Origin of the sequence: Ruminococcus sp. MCC718 (assembly GCF_018783905.1) — a bacterium.
Taxonomy (GTDB): domain Bacteria; phylum Bacillota; class Clostridia; order Lachnospirales; family Lachnospiraceae; genus Hominisplanchenecus; species Hominisplanchenecus faecis.
On the sequence record NZ_WQNP01000003.1, the window covers coordinates 39,925 to 58,456 of the forward strand.

At 45.1% G+C, this 18,532-nt stretch carries 15 protein-coding genes and 1 other RNA gene; 10 read left to right on the forward strand and 6 right to left on the reverse strand.

Annotation, left to right across the window (positions count from 1 at the left end; translation table 11 throughout):
* The first annotated feature begins 102 nt into the window (after positions 1-102).
* A complete protein-coding gene (locus GPK60_RS00610; protein WP_215658651.1) occupies positions 103-2,199 on the forward strand; it encodes a polyribonucleotide nucleotidyltransferase in 2,097 nt (698 codons plus the stop codon).
* 215 nt (positions 2,200-2,414) lie between these two features.
* Here the strand turns inward: GPK60_RS00610 and GPK60_RS00615 are convergent, their stop codons facing one another.
* Complete coding sequence (locus GPK60_RS00615; RefSeq protein ID WP_022119366.1) at positions 2,415-3,008, reverse strand: cytidylate kinase-like family protein; 594 nt, start codon at positions 3,006-3,008, stop codon at positions 2,415-2,417.
* Positions 3,009-3,234: 226 nt separating this feature from the next.
* Here GPK60_RS00615 and GPK60_RS00620 point away from each other — a divergent pair, with 226 nt between their 5' ends.
* From GPK60_RS00620 to GPK60_RS00635, 4 genes are all read left to right on the forward strand, one after another.
* Positions 3,235-4,014: a nitroreductase family protein gene (locus GPK60_RS00620; RefSeq protein WP_215658652.1), complete on the forward strand. Its 780-nt coding sequence runs from the start codon at positions 3,235-3,237 to the stop codon at positions 4,012-4,014.
* A 67-nt stretch (positions 4,015-4,081) separates the two neighbouring features.
* Positions 4,082-4,263: non-coding RNA, 6S RNA (gene ssrS, locus GPK60_RS00625), on the forward strand.
* 151 nt (positions 4,264-4,414) lie between these two features.
* Positions 4,415-5,203: an HAD family hydrolase gene (locus GPK60_RS00630; protein WP_215658653.1), complete on the forward strand. Its 789-nt coding sequence runs from the start codon at positions 4,415-4,417 to the stop codon at positions 5,201-5,203.
* 17 nt (positions 5,204-5,220) lie between these two features.
* Entirely contained in the window at positions 5,221-5,661 is a 441-nt protein-coding gene (locus tag GPK60_RS00635; protein WP_147631526.1) for an acyl-CoA thioesterase, read from the forward strand.
* Here GPK60_RS00635 and aroA read toward each other — a convergent pair.
* A complete protein-coding gene (gene aroA, locus GPK60_RS00640) occupies positions 5,615-6,898 on the reverse strand; it encodes a 3-phosphoshikimate 1-carboxyvinyltransferase (RefSeq protein ID WP_215658654.1) in 1,284 nt (427 codons plus the stop codon). The genes GPK60_RS00635 and aroA overlap by 47 nt on opposite strands.
* Positions 6,899-6,912: 14 nt before the next feature.
* Positions 6,913-8,013 (reverse strand): prephenate dehydrogenase, encoded by a 1,101-nt coding sequence (locus tag GPK60_RS00645; protein WP_215658655.1) that lies wholly within the window; start codon positions 8,011-8,013, stop codon positions 6,913-6,915.
* Between the two features lie 355 nt (positions 8,014-8,368).
* Here GPK60_RS00645 and GPK60_RS00650 point away from each other — a divergent pair, with 355 nt between their 5' ends.
* A complete protein-coding gene (locus GPK60_RS00650) occupies positions 8,369-10,444 on the forward strand; it encodes an elongation factor G (RefSeq protein WP_215658656.1) in 2,076 nt (691 codons plus the stop codon).
* Between the two features lie 5 nt (positions 10,445-10,449).
* On the opposite strand, the gene GPK60_RS00655 is transcribed toward GPK60_RS00650, so the two are convergent.
* Together GPK60_RS00655 and tig are read right to left on the reverse strand one after the other, a co-directional pair.
* Complete coding sequence (locus GPK60_RS00655) at positions 10,450-10,824, reverse strand: NusG domain II-containing protein (protein ID WP_215658657.1); 375 nt, start codon at positions 10,822-10,824, stop codon at positions 10,450-10,452.
* 20 nt (positions 10,825-10,844) lie between these two features.
* The gene (gene tig, locus GPK60_RS00660) at positions 10,845-11,951 is read right to left on the reverse strand and encodes a trigger factor (RefSeq protein ID WP_215658658.1); all 1,107 of its coding nucleotides are present in this window, start codon (positions 11,949-11,951) and stop codon (positions 10,845-10,847) included.
* 190 nt (positions 11,952-12,141) lie between these two features.
* On the opposite strand from tig, the gene scfA reads away from it, so the two are divergent.
* From scfA to recJ, 4 genes are all read left to right on the forward strand, one after another.
* Positions 12,142-12,285 (forward strand): six-cysteine ranthipeptide SCIFF, encoded by a 144-nt coding sequence (gene scfA, locus GPK60_RS00665; protein ID WP_022119374.1) that lies wholly within the window; start codon positions 12,142-12,144, stop codon positions 12,283-12,285.
* A 78-nt stretch (positions 12,286-12,363) separates the two neighbouring features.
* A complete protein-coding gene (scfB, locus tag GPK60_RS00670) occupies positions 12,364-13,734 on the forward strand; it encodes a thioether cross-link-forming SCIFF peptide maturase (RefSeq protein ID WP_147631521.1) in 1,371 nt (456 codons plus the stop codon).
* Positions 13,735-13,739: 5 nt separating this feature from the next.
* Entirely contained in the window at positions 13,740-15,893 is a 2,154-nt protein-coding gene (secD, locus tag GPK60_RS00675) for a protein translocase subunit SecD (protein WP_173865824.1), read from the forward strand.
* Positions 15,894-15,977: 84 nt separating this feature from the next.
* Positions 15,978-17,711, forward strand: a complete 1,734-nt coding sequence (gene recJ / locus GPK60_RS00680; protein WP_173865823.1) for a single-stranded-DNA-specific exonuclease RecJ — start codon at positions 15,978-15,980, stop codon at positions 17,709-17,711.
* On the opposite strand, the gene GPK60_RS00685 is transcribed toward recJ, so the two are convergent.
* The gene (locus GPK60_RS00685; protein WP_173865822.1) at positions 17,692-18,360 is read right to left on the reverse strand and encodes a TIGR01906 family membrane protein; all 669 of its coding nucleotides are present in this window, start codon (positions 18,358-18,360) and stop codon (positions 17,692-17,694) included. The two genes, recJ and GPK60_RS00685, sit on opposite strands and share 20 nt — an antisense overlap.
* Between the last annotated feature and the right edge of the window lie 172 nt (positions 18,361-18,532).

An 18,532-nucleotide genomic window follows, 5' to 3' on the forward strand; every position in this document is an offset into this window, starting at 1 on the left:
TATTTTAACGATATATTTTGATGATAAAATGTTTTTCAGTTGTTTCGGAGAGGCTGCCGTAAAAGCAAAACAAATTCAGAGAAAAAGAAAAGGAGAGTAATTATGTACAAAAGTTTTTCTATGGAACTTGCCGGAAGAACTCTGACCGTTGATGTCGGAAGAGTGGCAGCACAGGCAAATGGTGCGGCATTTATGCATTACGGCGATACTACCGTATTATCAACCGCTACTGCATCCGAAAAGCCTCGTGAAGGGATTGATTTCTTCCCTCTGAGTGTGGAATACGAAGAGAAAATGTATGCCGTTGGAAAGATTCCGGGCGGCTTCAACAAACGTGAAGGAAAGGCTTCTGAAAATGCGATCCTGACATCCCGTGTCATTGACCGTCCGATGCGTCCGCTTTTCCCGAAAGATTACCGCAACGATGTAACTCTGAACAACATGGTTATGTCTGTTGACCCAGACTGCAGTCCGGAGCTGACTGCAATGCTTGGTTCTGCGATTGCAACTGCTATTTCTGATATCCCGTTTGACGGACCGACTGCTACCACACAGGTAGGTCTGATCGACGGTGCGTTCGTATTCAATCCGACCTCCGCACAGCGTCAGGTTTCTGATATGGCTCTGACGGTTGCATCTACCAGAGAAAAAGTCATCATGATCGAAGCCGGTGCAAATGAAGTACCGGAAGATAAGATGATCGAAGCAATTTTTGCGGCACATGAAGTCAATCAGCAGGTGATTGCATTCATTGACAAGATCGTTGCAGAGTGTGGAAAAGCGAAACACAGCTATGAAAGCTGTGCTGTACCGGAAGAACTGTTTGCAGCCATCAAAGAGATCGTAACACCGGAACAGATGGAAGAAGCTGTGTTTACCGATGATAAACAGACAAGAGAAGCAAACATCCGTGAGATCAAAGATAAACTGGAAGAAGCTTTTGCCGAGAATGAAGAATGGCTTGCTGTTCTGGATGAAGCTGTTTATCAGTATCAGAAAAAAACTGTTCGTAAGATGATCTTAAAAGACCACAAACGTCCGGATGGCCGTGCGATCACACAGATCCGTCCGCTGGCAGCAGAAGTAGATTTGATCCCAAGAGTACATGGTTCTGCCATGTTCACCAGAGGTCAGACACAGATCTGCAACGTCTGCACACTGGCTCCTCTTTCCGAAGCTCAGAGACTGGATGGGCTGGATGAAAACGTTATTTCCAAACGTTATATGCATCATTATAACTTCCCAAGCTACTCCGTAGGGGAGACAAAGCCTTCCAGAGGACCTGGAAGACGTGAAATCGGTCACGGAGCACTGGCAGAGAGAGCACTCGTTCCGGTTCTTCCAAGCGAAGAGGAATTCCCGTATGCGATCCGTACCGTATCCGAGACTTTTGAATCCAACGGTTCTACTTCACAGGCAAGTATCTGTGCATCCAGCATGTCCCTGATGGCAGCCGGTGTACCGATCAAATCTGCAGTCGCAGGTATTTCCTGTGGTCTGGTAACCGGTGAGAGCGATGATGATTACATCGTTCTGACAGACATCCAGGGACTGGAAGATTTCTTTGGAGACATGGACTTCAAGGTAGCAGGTACAAAGAAAGGTATCACAGCGATCCAGATGGATATCAAGATCCACGGACTTACCAGACCGATCATCGAAGAAGCTATCGCAAGAACACGCGAAGCAAGAATGTACATCATGGATGAAGTCATGGCAAAAGCCATTGCAGAGCCGCGTAAGAGTGTTGGCGAGTACGCACCGAAGATCATCCAGATCAAGATCGATCCGGAAAAGATCGGTGATGTTGTAGGACAGAGAGGAAAAACGATCAATGCGATCATCGAAGAGACCGGTGTGAAGATTGATATTTCCGATGAAGGTGCTGTCTCCATTTGCGGAACCGACGCTGCCATGATGCAGAAAGCCGTTGATTTGATCAACATCATCGTAACCGATTACGAGCAGGGACAGATCTACACCGGTAAAGTCATCAGCATCAAAGAGTTCGGTGCTTTCCTTGAGTTCGCTCCTGGAAAAGAAGGTATGGTACACATCTCCAAGATCGCAAAAGAGCGTATCAACCATGTAGAAGACGTTCTGACACTGGGCGATGTTGTGAAAGTTGTATGCCTTGGAAAAGACAAGATGGGACGCATCAGCTTCAGCATCAAAGATGTGCCGAAGGATGCAAAATAAAGATGTGGCGGAGATTTTCTTAATGTGCAAAGGAACGCCATAAAAATAGTTTTATAAAAATAGGACGCCATGATGATTCGAAAACAATCTCACGACGGAAGCCTTGCTACCGTCAGAGCGATTTGTTTTCGAGTTCATCATGGCTGTATTATTTTACGCACTATATTTTGCAATGCAGTTTCATTTGCACATTCGACAACCTTTCTTATCCGAACTTAATTTGATGCATTTACAATATACTCCAGCATACCTACCGTTCCTTCAATGCCAAGAAGCGAACTGTTGACGATGATGTCACGGTCTTTCGTATGCTGCCATTTGCGGTCTGTAAAATAAGAATAATAATTGTTCCGCATTTTATCAATCTGCACCATCAGTTTCTCTGCCTGAGTCTGCGTAACATCTTCTGTTTCCATGATACGCTGGATGCGGTCTTCATCCGGTGCCGTGATAAATACGTTCAGCACATCGTCGCGGTCTTTTAAAATCCAGTCTGCGAGCCTTCCGATAAAAACACAGCATTCCTTTTCTGCAAGCTCCTCGATCAGTTTACTTTCCATGCGGAACAGATAGTGGCTGGTATTATAGTCCGTTACTCTGGTCGGAACATAGTGATCCAGAATCTTCTGCGGCAGTTTCTCGTCCGCACTTTCCAGCCCCTGTTCACTGATACCGGTCTTCTCTGAGAGAAGATCCAGCAGATTGCGGTCATAGAAATGATACTCCAGTCTTCTGGCCAGTTCCTCACCGATCATGCGACCACCGCTTCCGAAACTTCTTGAAATGGTAATGATTCGCTTTTTGCTCATACAAAAACCCCCTTGTCTGTAAAAAATCCAAATACATAATGATAATGATGCCAGGATCAAAAGGTCAAAATGTCATTTTTGCTTTCTGGATGAGACGCTTTGTACCAAACACCTTATAACTTCAGTATACAGGAAAATATAAAAAAAGTAGTTGAAAATTTAAATAACTATGTTACAATATTGTTACAAGTTATTAACAAGATGCTGAAAGTGCAGGAGAGACAAAATGACGCTATACGAAGCAGTGTACACACGCAAATCAATCAGAAATTTTCGCAAGGATAAAGTAGAGACAAGCATTCTGGAAGGGATGATCCAGTTTTACCATGAAATGGAACCGCTGTTCCCGGGGATCGAGACCAGCATCGAACTGATCGATACACAGGGCAGTAAAAAAGCAAAGTCCAGGCTGGGCGGTATTATCAATGTAGCAGCTCCCTATTATCTTGTGATCTATACAGAGGACAAAGAAAGAGCGGATATGAATGCCGGCTATATTATGCAGCAGATCTCGCTTTATCTGTTTTCAAAAGGTGTTGGAAGCTGCTTCCAGGGTATGGGACATCTGAAAGGCGAAATGCCAAAAGAGGGCATGCGATGCGTCATCCTGATGGCAATTGGATATCCGAAAGTAGATATGGTGCGGAATCAGGAAGATGCCAAAAGGGAATCCATGGAAGATCTCTGTGCCATCAAAGAACCTCCGAGAAGATTTGTAAAAGAATTTCTGGAAGTGGCCAGACTGGCACCATCTGCATTTAACAGTCAGCCATGGCGTTTTGTCGTTTATGAAAACCGTGTCCATGTCTTTTCCAAACAGACTGTCGCTCATCGCAGACTGCTTGGCAAATACAACGAATTTGATTTCGGCATCATGCTCGCAAACATTATGATTGCAGCAGAACAGCTGTGGGTAGATGTTGATCTGATTCGTCTGGATAATATCACACATATGGATCTTCCGAACAACCGTTATGTGATCAGTATCATCATGCGGGAACAGTGAAACTAAAATTGCTTGAATTTTCAGTTGAAAAATCGGATATACTGGAGTATAATAAAGTCAGTGAGAAATCCACCTGGGATGTGCGACACTCCTGTTATTTTGAACCTGCAATGTTATAACAGGGAATCCTATATTGCTTTATACAATGTCATGCCGTTTTTTGTAAATGGAAGACAACGGATACGGCTGCGGATACCCACCTGGCCTGGCCAGGAATCAAAAGGCAGGAAACGGCATTCTGGGAATGAAAAGTTCGCTGTCTGGCTGACAGCAAAAAGTCAGCCGGCAGCTTTTTTTGATGCAAAAGTATAAGAAAAACTTTGCAGCATCTTTTGATGCATAGTATAATGCTGCCGAAAAGACAGCATACCAATTCTTTATTTCAGGAAGGATACGAAACATGAGAAATGCATTATTTTTTGATATCGACGGCACGCTTTTAAGTGATGTGACCGGAAAGATACCGGACAGTGCACTCGATGCTCTAAAAAAAACGATTGAACTTGGAAATCTGACCTTTATCAATACCGGCAGATGCTACTGCAGCGTTCCGATGGAATTAAAACGTGCACCGTTTTCCGGATATCTGTGTGGATGCGGCACCTACATCATGCTTGGCGATGAAGTGATGTTCTCCCGTATTATACCGCATAAAAGAGGAAGAGAGATTATCCGTGTGCTTCAGGAGAATCATGCAGAACCGATCCTCGAAGCAACGGACGACTGCTATTTTTCAAAGCGGATAACCAGATTTGAAGGGATCGAACACACCAGGCGTTATTTCGCACCGATGGGTCTTGGAATCGAAACCTACATAGAACAGGATCGTTTTGATTATGATAAATTTGTGTTTTATTATGATCAGAAAACCAATCTTGCGGCGATCAAGGCAAATCTTGGAAAAGATATGGATCTGATCGACCGCCAGAACGGATTTTTCGAAGTTGTCCCAAAAGGCTTTTCAAAGGCCAGCGGCATCGCCTATATTCTGGAACACATGAACATTCCAATGGAAAACGCCTATGTGTTCGGGGACAGCAACAACGATCTTCCGATGTTTCAGTATGTAAAACATGCCGTTGCCATGGGCGTACACAGTAATGTTCTGGAACCGTATGCGGAATTTGTAACAAAAACGGTAGAAGAGGACGGCATTGCATTTGCCATGAAACATTATGGGCTAATCTGATAAGGGGTGGATTTTGTATGTATACACACAGAGTACAGTATTATGAAACGGACCAGATGGGCATCGTACATCATTCCAACTATATCCGCTGGTTTGAAGAAGCACGGATCGACTGGATGCGGCACTGCGGGATTTCGTACCGTGAAATGGAAAAACAGGGCATCATCGTTCCGGTGCTTGGAGTTGAAGCAACTTATCGTCAGATGGTCCATTTTGATGATCTTGTGGATATCAAAGTGACAGCTGCAAAGTATAATGGGATCGTTCTGGAATTTTGCTATGAAATTTATCATCAGAAAGATGGGAAATTATGTACAACCGGAAAAAGCAGGCATTGCTTCTTAAATAAAGAAGCAAAACCTGTTTCCTTGAAAAAAGAAAATGCAGTTCTGCATCAGAAGATTCTTACTTTTATCGGCAAAGACGTTCAAGATCCTGATAAAAAGCAGGATAGCTGATGTTGACACAGTCGGCACGCCGGATCGTCAGAGTGCTTTCGCATGCCAGAGAAGCAATCGCAAAGGACATGGCGATGCGGTGATCCAGAAAACTGTCAAGAACGGCTCCTTGAAGCGTTTTGCCTCCATTTATGATCATGCCATCTTCGGTTCCTGTGATATCACATCCCATTTCACTTAAATGATGCACCATGATATCCAGGCGGTTGGATTCTTTTACTTTTAATTCTTCAGCATTTCGGATCGTAGTTGTTCCATCTGCAAATGCAGCTAAAACAGCAATGACCGGTATTTCATCGATCAGCGTCGGAATGATATCTCCTTCGATCACACAGCCTTTCAGATCCGGCGTGTAGCGTACCAGAAGGTCTGCAACTGCCTCACCGCCGGATGTATGTGCATTCAGGACGGTGATATCCGCTCCCATTGCACGACAGACACGTAAGATGCCATCTCTTGTCTCGTTGATGCCGCAGTTTTTGATCAGGATTTCCGATCCCGGAACAATCAGTGCAGCCACAATAAAATACGCAGCAGAAGAGATATCGCCAGGCACTTCTATTTTCTGTCCATGAAGATCCGGATCCGGCAGAATCGATGCGGTAGTCCCCTCAGAAGTGACCGTGGCTCCGAAAGAACGAAGCATGATCTCCGTATGGTTTCTGGATAATGCCGGTTCGGTCACAGAAGTTTTGCCGTCAGCATAAAGTCCTGCCAGCAGAATGCTGGATTTTACCTGGGCAGATGCGACCGGTGACTGGTAATGGATTCCCTTTAAAGCGTGTCCGCTGATGCGAAGCGGTGCACATCCGTTTCCTTTGATACTTTCAATCGTGGCATCCATCATGGATAACGGTCTGATGATGCGTCCCATCGGACGTTTCTGGATCGATGCATCTCCGGTCAGTTCGGATGTGAAATCCTGTCCGGCGAGAATACCTGAGATCAGCCTTGTTGTGGTACCGCTGTTTCCGACATCCAGGATTTCCGTCGGAGCAGTAAGGCCATGCAGTCCGCGTCCGTAAACCAGAATTCGTTCTGAAGTATTTTCGATTTCAATCCCCATTTTTCGGAAACAGGAAATGGTTGACAGACAGTCCTGTCCCTGAAGAAAATTTGTGATTTCTGTTGTTCCCTGACTGATCGCACCGAACATAACGCTGCGGTGTGAGATCGATTTATCACCGGGAATGGTAATTTCACCGCGAAGCGGTTTTTCTGTTTTATGAAATTCCATCAAAGCCTCCTGTTTTATCTTTCATATATAGTATAACGATATTTGCGAAGCAGCTCGGCTGCCTTTATTTTTGCCATTTCTTCATAAAATTCTACGTGGAGCACTGCTTCTTCAAATTCACGGTTATGTACGATACCGATGTTTTTGATACTGATACCGTTTGTGGCAAGGATTGTAGCAAGTGCGGCAATCCCGCCGGCCTCATCCACCATGTCACAGTAGATCGAGTAGGCTTTCGGGATTGGACCGCTTCCGGAATCAGAGATCGAGTTGCGATAATCCCTGGATGTCTCAAACAAATCATGGATACAGTTTGTATTATGTTCCGCAAGTGAAAATTTGATCTCGATCAGGCTGTTGATATATTCATCTAACACGGAAAGAATATTTTCACTGTTGGCAGAACAGATCTGTTCCCACATCTCCGGAGAAGAAGATGCGATTCTTGTGATATCCTTAAAGCCGCCTGCCGCCACTTTCTTCATCGTTCCGTCCTCGTAATCGCAGTCTTTGACCAGATTGACCAGGGACGAAGCAATGATATGCGGAAGATGGCTGATCGCAGCCGTAACATAATCATGCTTTTCATAGGTAAGGATCAAAGGGATCGCTTTTAAAGATGCCACCAGGTCACGGTATCGCTCGACCATTTCACCGGTTACTTTGGCAGCCGGTGTCAGAACATAGTAAGCATTTTCCAGAAGAAGAGCCTTGGCATTTTCGATTCCGGTCTTCTCAGAACCTGCCATCGGATGTCCGCCAATGAAATATTCTTCCAGACCCAGTTCTTCTACCTTTTTATGGATGTTGGTCTTTGTGCTTCCGACATCCGTAAGAATACATCCTTTTTTCAGATACGGCTTCAGCAGTCCCAGATAAGAAGCATTGCATTCCACAGGTGCACATAAAAAAATGTAATCGCACTTGCAGTATCGTTCATCGACTGTATCACAGATCTCATCAATGATGCCATGTTCCAGTGCGTATTCGGTTGTATGGCGGCTTCTCGTGTGTGCCAGTATCTGCACATCCGGATAATATTTTTTCAAAGCCCGGGCAATGGAGCCGCCGATCAGGCCAAGGCCAATAAACCCGGCAGTAAAGGTTGTTTCCATTTCTTCATCCTCATCGCATGCCGAAAAATCGGCAGTCTTTCTTCATTTTTGCTGGCTTTTATTTTACTATTGCCAAAATAGAATGTCAACACTTTTCCACGTTAAAGTGAAAATGCAGAAATTATTGTGTGGTAATGACAAAAAATTTCAGCTTGATATCTTGCATTGTCTATATTGTTTGTATAAAAAGAACAATTCAAAAGAAAAATAGCAGATTCATATACCATATTTCGATAAACTTGTAAAAAACTTGTATATTTTGAATAAAAAGCTTGAAAAACTTCAAATCTTTTAGTAGAATATACCCATAAGCACTTGAGCAGATCAAGAATAAATTGTATTGGAGGATAATAGCATGAAAGTTTACACAACAGACAGAATTCGAAATGTCGTGCTCCTTGGGCATGGAGGCTCGGGCAAAACCAGTCTGGTTGAAGCCATGGCGTATCTTGGCGGTATCACAAGCAGACTGGGAAATGTGACGGACGGTAATACCATCAGTGACTTTGACAAAGAAGAGATCAAGAGAAAATTCTCGATCAGCACTTCTTTAGTACCGATCGCCTGGGGCGATGTAAAGGTGAACATTCTGGATGCACCTGGTTATTTTGATTTTGTAGGAGAAGCAGAAGAAGCAGCAGCGGCAGCAGATGCAGCCGTGATCGTTGTAAACGGAAAGAACGGCGTAGAAGTTGGTACTTTGAAGGCATGGGCTCTGTGTGAGAAATACAGTCTCCCACGCATGATTTTTATCACAAATATGGATTTTGACAATGCAAGTTTCCGAAAGATCACCGAAGATCTGACGGAACAGTTCGGAAAGAAGATCGCACCGATCCACTTCCCGATCCGTGAGAATGAGAAATTTACAGGATATGTCAACGTAGTAAAGAAAGCAGGAAGAAAATGGCTGGAAAAAGGCCAGAAAGAAGAATGTCCGATTCCTGAATATCTGGATGAATATCTTGAAAAATATAGAGAAACTCTGCTGGAAGCAGTTGCAGAGACAAGCGAAGAGTTTATGGATCGCTATTTTGCAGGAGAAGAGTTCTCCGTGCATGAGATCATGATGGCACTGACACAGAACGTTTCCAGCGGCGATATCGTTCCGGTAGCGATGGGCTCACCGGTTCAGCTCCGCGGCGTGGCAAATCTTTTAGATGACATTGTTCAGTATTTCCCAAGTCCGGACAAACGCAGTGTAGCCGGCATCAATACAAAGACAAACGAGATTTTTGAAGCAAATTATGATTTTGCAAAAGCAAAATCCGCACAGGTATTTAAGACGATCGTCGATCCGTTCATCGGAAAATATTCTATGATCAAAGTGAAATCCGGCGTTATCAAGAGTGATGATGTCATTTTCAATATTGACAAAGATGTAGAACAGAAGCTGAATAAGCTGTATGTATTTGAAGGAAGCAAACCGATCGAGATTCCAGAGCTTCATGCCGGAGACATCGGGGCGATCGCCAAACTCGACAAGGCACGTACCGGCGATACCCTTTCTACTAAGGCAACACCGATCCGTTACGGCAAGATCGAAGTTTCCATTCCATATACTTACAAACGCTACCGTGCAAAAAACAAAGGGGACGAGGATAAAGTAGCTCAGGCACTTCAGAAGATTTCCCACGAAGATCTGACAATGAAAGTGGTCAATGATTCTGAGAACCGTCAGACACTGCTCTATGGTATGGGCGACCAGCATCTTGAGATGATTCAGAGCGAATTGCTCACGAAGTACAAGATCGAGATTGAACTGGAAAGACCAAAGGTTGCATTCCGTGAGACGATCCGCAAGAGTGCCGATGTGGAAGCTAAATACAAAAAGCAGTCCGGCGGACATGGACAGTATGGTCACGTCAAGATGCGTTTTGAGCCGCTGGGAGATCTGGAAACACCTTATGCATTCGAACAGGAAGTGGTCGGCGGAGCCGTTCCGAAGAACTACTTCCCGGCTGTAGAAAAAGGTGTCCAGGAAGCTGTATTAAAGGGACCTCTGGCAGGTTACCCGGTTGTCGGTGTAAAAGCCATTCTTTATGATGGCTCCTATCATCCGGTTGACTCCTCTGAAATGGCATTCAAGACCGCATCCATTCAGGCATTTAAAAAAGGATTCCTTGAGGCATCACCAGTACTGCTGGAGCCGATCGCATCTTTGAAAGTCACCGTTCCGGATAAATTTACCGGAGACGTGATGGGTGATCTGAACAAACGCCGTGGCCGTGTGCTTGGCATGAATCCAGATCATAAAGGCAATCAGATCGTAGAAGCGGACATCCCGATGATGGAGCTTTACGGCTACTGCACAACGTTACGTTCCATGACAGGTGGAAGCGGCGATTTCGCATATGAGTTTGCACGCTATGAGCAGGCACCGAAAGATATCATGGATAAGGAGATCGCTGCAAGAGCGGGAGAAGAGTAGGATTCTTACTGCACGACCGCATCGATACCATCGGAGGCGGCAGTAAGGCGTTCAATTTGAATAACCAGCTTGTGGGGCAGGCAGGTGACCGGATATCCGGTATCCGACACCATGCCTCTCTGCTGGCAGATTTTGTCCGGGCAGTCGGCATCTTTGATGCCGATTGCCCCTTTTTCTACCCGGATCAGGTTGTAGCCGCCATCCGAAGCCTCCACCTGAAATTCATAAGGACTGGCAACATCGGTCAGTGACACTTCGCGGATCAGCTTACCGTCCTGATAAATACGGGCGATCTCGCCCTGTTCGTTGTGGCTGTTCAGAAAAAAGACAGCCACAAGCGACAGGACAAGAAGGAGGGCAACTACCAGAAATAACAACATACTTTTCTTTTTTTGGGACATTACTCTGTCATCTCCAAATCTTCGGCATCTGTCTCATTTTCCGTGATTTCTTCGGTATCGTACGCTTCCTCATCCATCTCGGTATCTTCTTCATAGTACTCATCCTCAGAAACTTCTGTAACGGTTGCATTCTGCATCAGAAAATCCATGACTTTATTATAGAGGATGGTATTTACTGTCTCGTCTTTGGTGTAATCTTCTTCATATTCTTCTGCGGAAGTGTAGCCGCTCTCCTCATAGACGGAGTTGACGTAGTCGGTGTATTCATCATCCGAAACGGCGATATTTTCCTTTTCTGCGATCGCGGTCGTCAGCATTTCCGTATAAACCATTTCTTCTACGGCACTCTTGACGTCATCTTCGGAGCCTGCAATGTCAGAGACATCGGTACCAAACATGTCTGCAAGAATCTGGTTGTTGGCATCATATTCTTCTTTGCATTTATCGTAGAGATCCTGCGGATAACCGGAAACTTTGGAGTTTTCAAGGATCTGGGAGAGCAGATCATTCTGGGCCGTCTCGGTGTTTGTCTCATCATAATATTCTTCCAGCTCTTTTCTGACACCGGCACGGTATTCATCAACGGTATCATAGTCGGTGTACTTCTTGCAGTAATCGTCATTCAGTTCCGGAACGTTGATCTCCTGCACCGCATTGACCGTTACTTTGAAATCTGCATCTTTTCCGGCGTAATCACCATCGTAATCATCCGAGAGCGTGATTGTAAATTCCAGTGTATCGCCGGCTTTTGCACCGATCAGATGTTCTTCGAACTCTGGCTGGAAATCCTCCGAACCGATCACCAGATCGTAGTCGGTATCCGAATCCCATGCTTCTCCGTCAATGCTTCCGTCGAAGTCAATGTTTACCTGATCGCCGTCTTTTGCGGCACGGTCTACATCCGTATACTCCGCATTTTCATCCAGGGCACTTTCAATCTCAGCCTCCACATCGTCATCGGTTACTTCCGTTTTTACTTTGGTGACGCTCAGACCTTTGTATTCGCCAAGTGTCAGGTATTTGGCATAAGTGCCCCTGGAAGAACACCCTGCCAGAAATGTCATGGTCATTGCTGCAATGGCAGCTGTTGCAACTTTCTTTTTCATAGTTAAATTATTCCTTTCGACTGTATTAAAATGGATGCGGATCGCAGTTGCCGATCCTATGATTGTGTCTTATTATAACATGGATTTGTGAAAAAGTTGTGTTATTGTAAAAAAAATGCTTTTACTATTGTGAACATTATGTTATAATCTAATTAAATTTCCGCGTAAGCGAAGATAAGGAGGCGATAATATGAAACATATTCAGACATTAAATACCAAAAGTCTGCAGAACACAGTAAAGAAAGGCGGATGCGGCGAATGTCAGACATCTTGCCAGTCCGCATGTAAGACATCCTGCACCGTAGGAAATCAGAGCTGCGAAAGCAATAAATAATAACAGGACATACAAGCAAGCAGCGGGCATCTTGCTCGCTGTTTCTTAGCGTCTGGAGAACTGAAAGGGGATTACGGGTTGATCCATCAATATAAAAGCAACGGCTTTAACATCGTTATGGATGTAAACAGCGGTTCCGTACATATCGTAGATGATGTGGTGTACGATGTACTGCCATACCTCGAAAAAAAAGAATCAAAAGAAGAGATCTTAAAAGCACTTGCGAACAGCTATGCTCCGGCAGAGATCGAAGAAGCACTGGAAGAATGTCATGAACTGGAAGAAGCCGGGGCACTGTTTACCGAAGATATCTATGAAAATGCAATCGACGCATTTAAAAACCGTCCGACTGTTGTGAAGGCACTCTGCCTGCACATTGCTCACGACTGTAACCTCGCCTGTCGTTACTGCTTTGCAGAAGAAGGTGAGTATCATGGCCGTCGTGCCCTGATGAGCTACGAAGTCGGCAAAAAAGCACTGGATTTCCTGATCGCAAATTCCGGAAGCAGAAGAAATCTGGAAGTGGATTTCTTTGGCGGGGAGCCGCTGATGAACTGGCAGGTAGTAAAAGACCTGGTTGCATACGGAAGAGAGCAGGAGAAGATCCATAACAAAAATTTCCGTTTTACACTGACTACAAACGGCGTTCTGTTAAACGATGAGGTTATGGAGTTCTGTAACCGTGAGATGGCAAATGTCGTACTCAGCATCGACGGCAGAAAAGAAGTACACGACTACATGCGTCCGTTCCGCAAAGGAAAAGGAAGCTATGACCTGATTCTCCCGAAATTTGAAAAATTTGCGGAGAGCAGACATCAGGATAAATATTATGTAAGAGGGACCTTTACCAGACACAACTTGGATTTTGCATCCGATGTCCTGCATCTGGCAGATCTGGGCTTCAAACAGATCTCCGTGGAGCCGGTTGTTGCTCAGCCGGAAGAGGAGTACGCACTGCGGGAAGAAGATATTCCGGCAATCTGCGAAGAATATGACAGACTGGCAAAGGAAATGATCAAGCGTCATAAGGAAGGAAGGGGATTCAATTTCTTCCATTTTATGATAGACCTGACGGGAGGTCCATGCGTTTACAAACGTCTCTCCGGATGCGGCTCCGGAACAGAATACCTCGCTGTCACACCGTGGGGTGATTTTTATCCGTGTCATCAGTTCGTCGGGGAAGAACAGTTCCTGATGGGAAATGTGGAGGAAGGTATCAAAACACCACAGATCCAGGCTGAGTTTAAAAACTGCAATGTCTATGCAAAAGAAAAGTGCAAAAACTGTTTTGCAAAATTCTACTGCAGCGGCGGATGTGCGGCGAATTCCTGGAATTTCCACAAATCCATCAACGATGCATATGATATCGGATGTGAATTGCAGCGGAAGCGTATCGAATGCGCGATCATGATAAAGGCAGCACTCGCTGCCGAGGAAAAGGAGAATTAAGAAACATGAAAAAGAACAAAGCGATTGGTGTAGTCGTTGCGATTGCCCTGTTTCTTGGGCTTTTGACCTACACCACAGCTGTCGGCTTCGGACCTACCGGAACGGGAGCTGCCAAAAACATCACACTTGGTCTGGACCTGTCCGGCGGTGTAAGTATCACGTATGAGGTAGTGGGTGATGAAAATCCGTCTGCCGAAGATATGAAAGACACGATTTACAAGCTGCAGCAGCGTGTTGACGGCTACAGCACAGAAGCACAGGTTTACCAGGAAGGTACTAACCGTATCAACATCGAAATCCCTGGTGTATCCGATGCAAATACCATTCTTGAAGAACTTGGCAAACCAGGTTCCCTTCAGTTCCAGCTGGAAGACGGCACTGTTGTCGTAGACGGAAGCCAGGTCGCATCCGCAGAAGCAGGCGTTCAGCAGGATAACCTGAAAAACAATGAGAACGTTGTAAAACTGGAGTTTGACAGTGCAGGTGCCGCAGCCTTTGCAACTGCAACTTCAGAAAATATCGGCAAATCCATCTATATTGTATACGATGGAGATGTCATCAGTGCTCCGACCGTAAAGAGTGCGATCACAGACGGTTCTGCTGTCATCACCGGTATGGCAGATGCACAGGAAGCAGAAAATCTGGCTTCTTCCATCCGTATCGGTTCTCTGTCCCTAGAACTGCAGGAGCTGCGTTCCAACGTTGTAGGTGCTCAGCTTGGGGAAGCCGCAATTTCCACCAGCTTAAAAGCAGGAGCGATCGGTCTGGCACTTGTCTGCATCTTTATGATGGTTGTTTACCTGCTGCCAGGTGTTGTTGCAGCGATCTCTCTGCTGCTGTACACCGTACTGACACTGGTTACTTTAAATGCATTTGATATCACACTGACTCTGCCGGGTATCGCAGGTATCATCCTTGGTATCGGTATGGCGGTCGATGCAAACGTTATCATCTATGCACGTATCCGTGAAGAAATCGCAGCCGGTAAATCCGTGAAAAGTGCGATCGATATCGGTTTCAAAAAAGCTCTGTCTGCAATCCTGGACGGAAATATCACAACCCTGATCGCAGCGATCGTGCTGGGCATCATGGGAACCGGTTCTGTAAAAGGTTTCGCATACACACTGGCAATGAGTATCATCCTGTCCATGTTCTCCGCACTGGTTATCTCCAGATATCTGGCAAAGGCATTTTATGCTCTCGGATTCCAGGATGTGAAATATTATGGATGCCCGAAAAAACATAACACCATTGATTTCCTGAAACATAAGAAGGTATTCTTTGCAATCGCGATCGTATGCATGATCTCCGGTCCGGTTGCCATGCTGATCCACAGCCAGGGCAGTGGAAAAGCACTGAACTACAGCCTTGAGTTTATGGGCGGTACTTCTACAAACGTAACCTTCAACGAAGATTACTCCATCGAAGAGATCGATGAAAAAGTAAAACCGGTTGTACAGGAAGTAACCGGCGATGCAAATATCCAGGCTACCAAGGTAAGCGGTTCCAATCAGGTTATCATCAAGACAAGAGAACTGTCTCTGGATGAGAGAACCGAGCTTAGCCAGAAACTGAATGAAAAATTTGGTGTGGATGAATCCACAATCACCGCAGAAAGCATTTCTTCTACCGTAAGTAATGAAATGCGTCAGGATGCAATCGTTGCGGTTATCATTGCAGCTATCTGCATGCTGATCTACATCTGGCTGCGTTTCAAAGATATCCGTTTCGGTGCAAGTGCCGTTCTGGCTCTGCTCCACGACGTACTGATCGTGCTGGCATTCTATGCGATCGCCAGAATCTCTGTCGGTAATACATTTATTGCCTGCATGCTGACGATCATCGGATACTCTATCAACGCATCTATTGTTATCTTTGACCGTATCCGCGAGAACCTGGGTAACTCAAAGAAACACAGTGACGAAGCACTTAAAGAGATCGTAAACAGAAGTATCACACAGACTCTTACAAGAAGTATCTATACTTCTCTGACAACGTTCATCACGATCGCAGCATTGTTCATTCTCGGTGTTCCGTCGATCCGTGAATTTGCAGCACCTCTGATTGTTGGTATCGTTGCCGGTGCATTCTCTTCTGTATGCATTTCCGGTCCGCTGTGGTATATACTGAAAACCAAATTCAAAAGCAAAAACAAATAAGTTTTCTGCTTCTTCAAAATAAAAAAGATGCTCTTTCCCTCTGTTCGGCGAAAGGGCATCTTTTTTTCAGAAAGGACTTTTACTATGGAAAAATGGGTTGTCTCTGCAAAGCGTGCCGATTTTCAGGCAATAGCAGAAAAATTCGGGATCGACCAGGTGACTGCAAGGCTGATCCGAAACCGTGATATTGTAGGTGAACCGGAAATCCGGCAGTATCTTTACGGAACAAAAGAAGATTTTTATGATCCGCATCTGCTGAAAGATGCAGATAAACTGGTAGAGATTCTGATGTCTAAAATAAAAGAACAGAAAAAAATCCGTATCATCGGCGATTATGATATTGATGGCGTGAATGCCTCCTTTATTCTGCTGAGAGGACTGCGTCGCTGTCATGCCAATGCAGATGTGGAGATCCCGGACCGTATGAAAGACGGCTATGGCATCAACGAACACCTGATCCGCTATGCATATGAAGAAGGAGTCGATACCATTCTGACCTGTGACAATGGAATTGCAGCTGTGGAACAGACAAAACTGGCCAAAAGTCTTGGCATGACCATTCTGATCACCGACCATCACGAAGTACAGGAAGAAATACCGCCTGCGGATGCCGTAGTCAATCCAAGGCAGGCAGACTGCCCTTATCCGTTCAAGCACTTATGCGGTGCAGCCGTTGCCTATAAAGTGATCTGCTGTCTTTATGAAGCTTATGGTATCCCAAAAGAAGAAACGGAAGAATTTCTGGAGTTTGCCGGTTTTGCAACCGTCGGGGATGTCATGGATCTGATCGGGGAAAATCGGATCCTGGTCAAAGAAGGTTTAAAGCGGCTGAACCATACACAGAATGTCGGGATGGCATCCCTGATCCGTGCCTGCGGACTGGAAGAAAAAGAGATCAAATCCTACCATATCGGGTTTGTACTGGGACCGTGCATCAACGCTGGCGGAAGACTGGACACTGCAAAACGCTCTCTGAACCTGCTGCTTCAGAAAGACAGGGCAAAGGCAGATGTGATGGCTGCTGAACTGAAAGCACTTAATGACGAGCGAAAAGATATGACACAGACGGGGGCAGAAGAAGCCATAGAGTGGATTGAAAAAGAGGGCAGAAGCCAGGATAAAGTCCTGGTTGTCTATCTTCCGGACTGCCATGAAAGCCTGGCCGGGATCATCGCCGGGCGTATCCGGGAACGCTACAACAAACCGGTGTTCGTTCTAACGGACAGCATCGACGGTGTCAAAGGCTCTGGACGTTCGATCGAGGCCTATTCCATGTTTGAAGAAATGTCAAAATGCAAAGAGCTTTACACAAAATACGGCGGACATCCGATGGCAGCCGGACTGTCGCTTCCAAAAGAAAATGTGGAAAAATTCCGTACTTTTTTAAATGAGCATACCACACTGACAGAAGAAGATTTTATCCCGAAGATCACGATCGATGTACCGATGCCGATCGGCTATGTCACCGAACATCTGATCGAGGAACTCTCTGTTTTGGAACCATTTGGAAAAGGAAATGAAAAGCCTTTGTTTGCCGAAAAAAATCTAAATATTTTAAGTATGCGGATTTTAGGAAAGAACAGAAACACGCTGAAAATGCAGGTGCGAAGTCAGCATGGCACCGTCATGGATGCCCTGTATTTTGGTGACATCGAACAGATTCTGACTTATATTATGCAGAAATACGGAGAATCCGAAACAGAAAAATGTTTCCAGGGGCAGGAAAATGCAGTGACCCTTTCTTTCATCTATTATCCATCTGTCAATGAATACCGTGGAAGAAAGAGCCTTCAGATGATCATTTCGCACTATTGCTGATCTTTCTGCGAAGCAGACGGAAGAGCAGCAAAGAGAAAAGACTTGCCGCAAGAACGCACAGCAGGATCAAAGCGGCGGCGTGAAGAAAGTAAGCGTCCGGCAGGATCGTGATGACCGGATCGCACGCCGGGTCAAAGATCCAGTAATCGTTGCGGAACAGGATCTTATGGAACAGTACAAAACAAAAATCCCAGTTCAAAGCGACAAGCGAGCCGACGATCAACACAAGGAACGTCGGAAATGCGGATAAAACGGCAAAGAAGGGAGCATTTTTCTTTCGGATCTGCCATGCGGTCAGCAGAAGCGTAAGCGGGACCAGGACGAAGGAAGCGTATTCGATATTCAGGAAAATACGTTTCACCTCTTCAAAATGAATCTCACCTTCTTCTGACATCATAAAGTCTGAAAATGTAAGCCTGGATGGACCAGAAATGGAATTATAGTCGATCAGCTCATCGTAATTTCTGCGGATCACTTCCTCTGAATAACCACTCGTGGCAGGAATATCAAGATGATCGATGTCAAAATAATAAAGAGGGCGAAAATGCAGGGTAAAGACGATCGCCATGGAAAAAATGCCAAGGGTACAGAGAAAAGCAGCGACCAGATTTTTCCAGGAAAAAACAGATCTTCTGATTTGTGGACTCATAATAGAAACAACTCCTTTATCATACTTCGGACAATCCCGGGCAGCAAATGCTTCGTTTTGTCCCTGATATTACTATAGTTCATTCTGATTTTTGCGTCAATTCACTTTTTTGCCATCTATTGACAAAAGCGAATATATTGGGGTAAAATAACAGATAGTTTTAATTATTTAT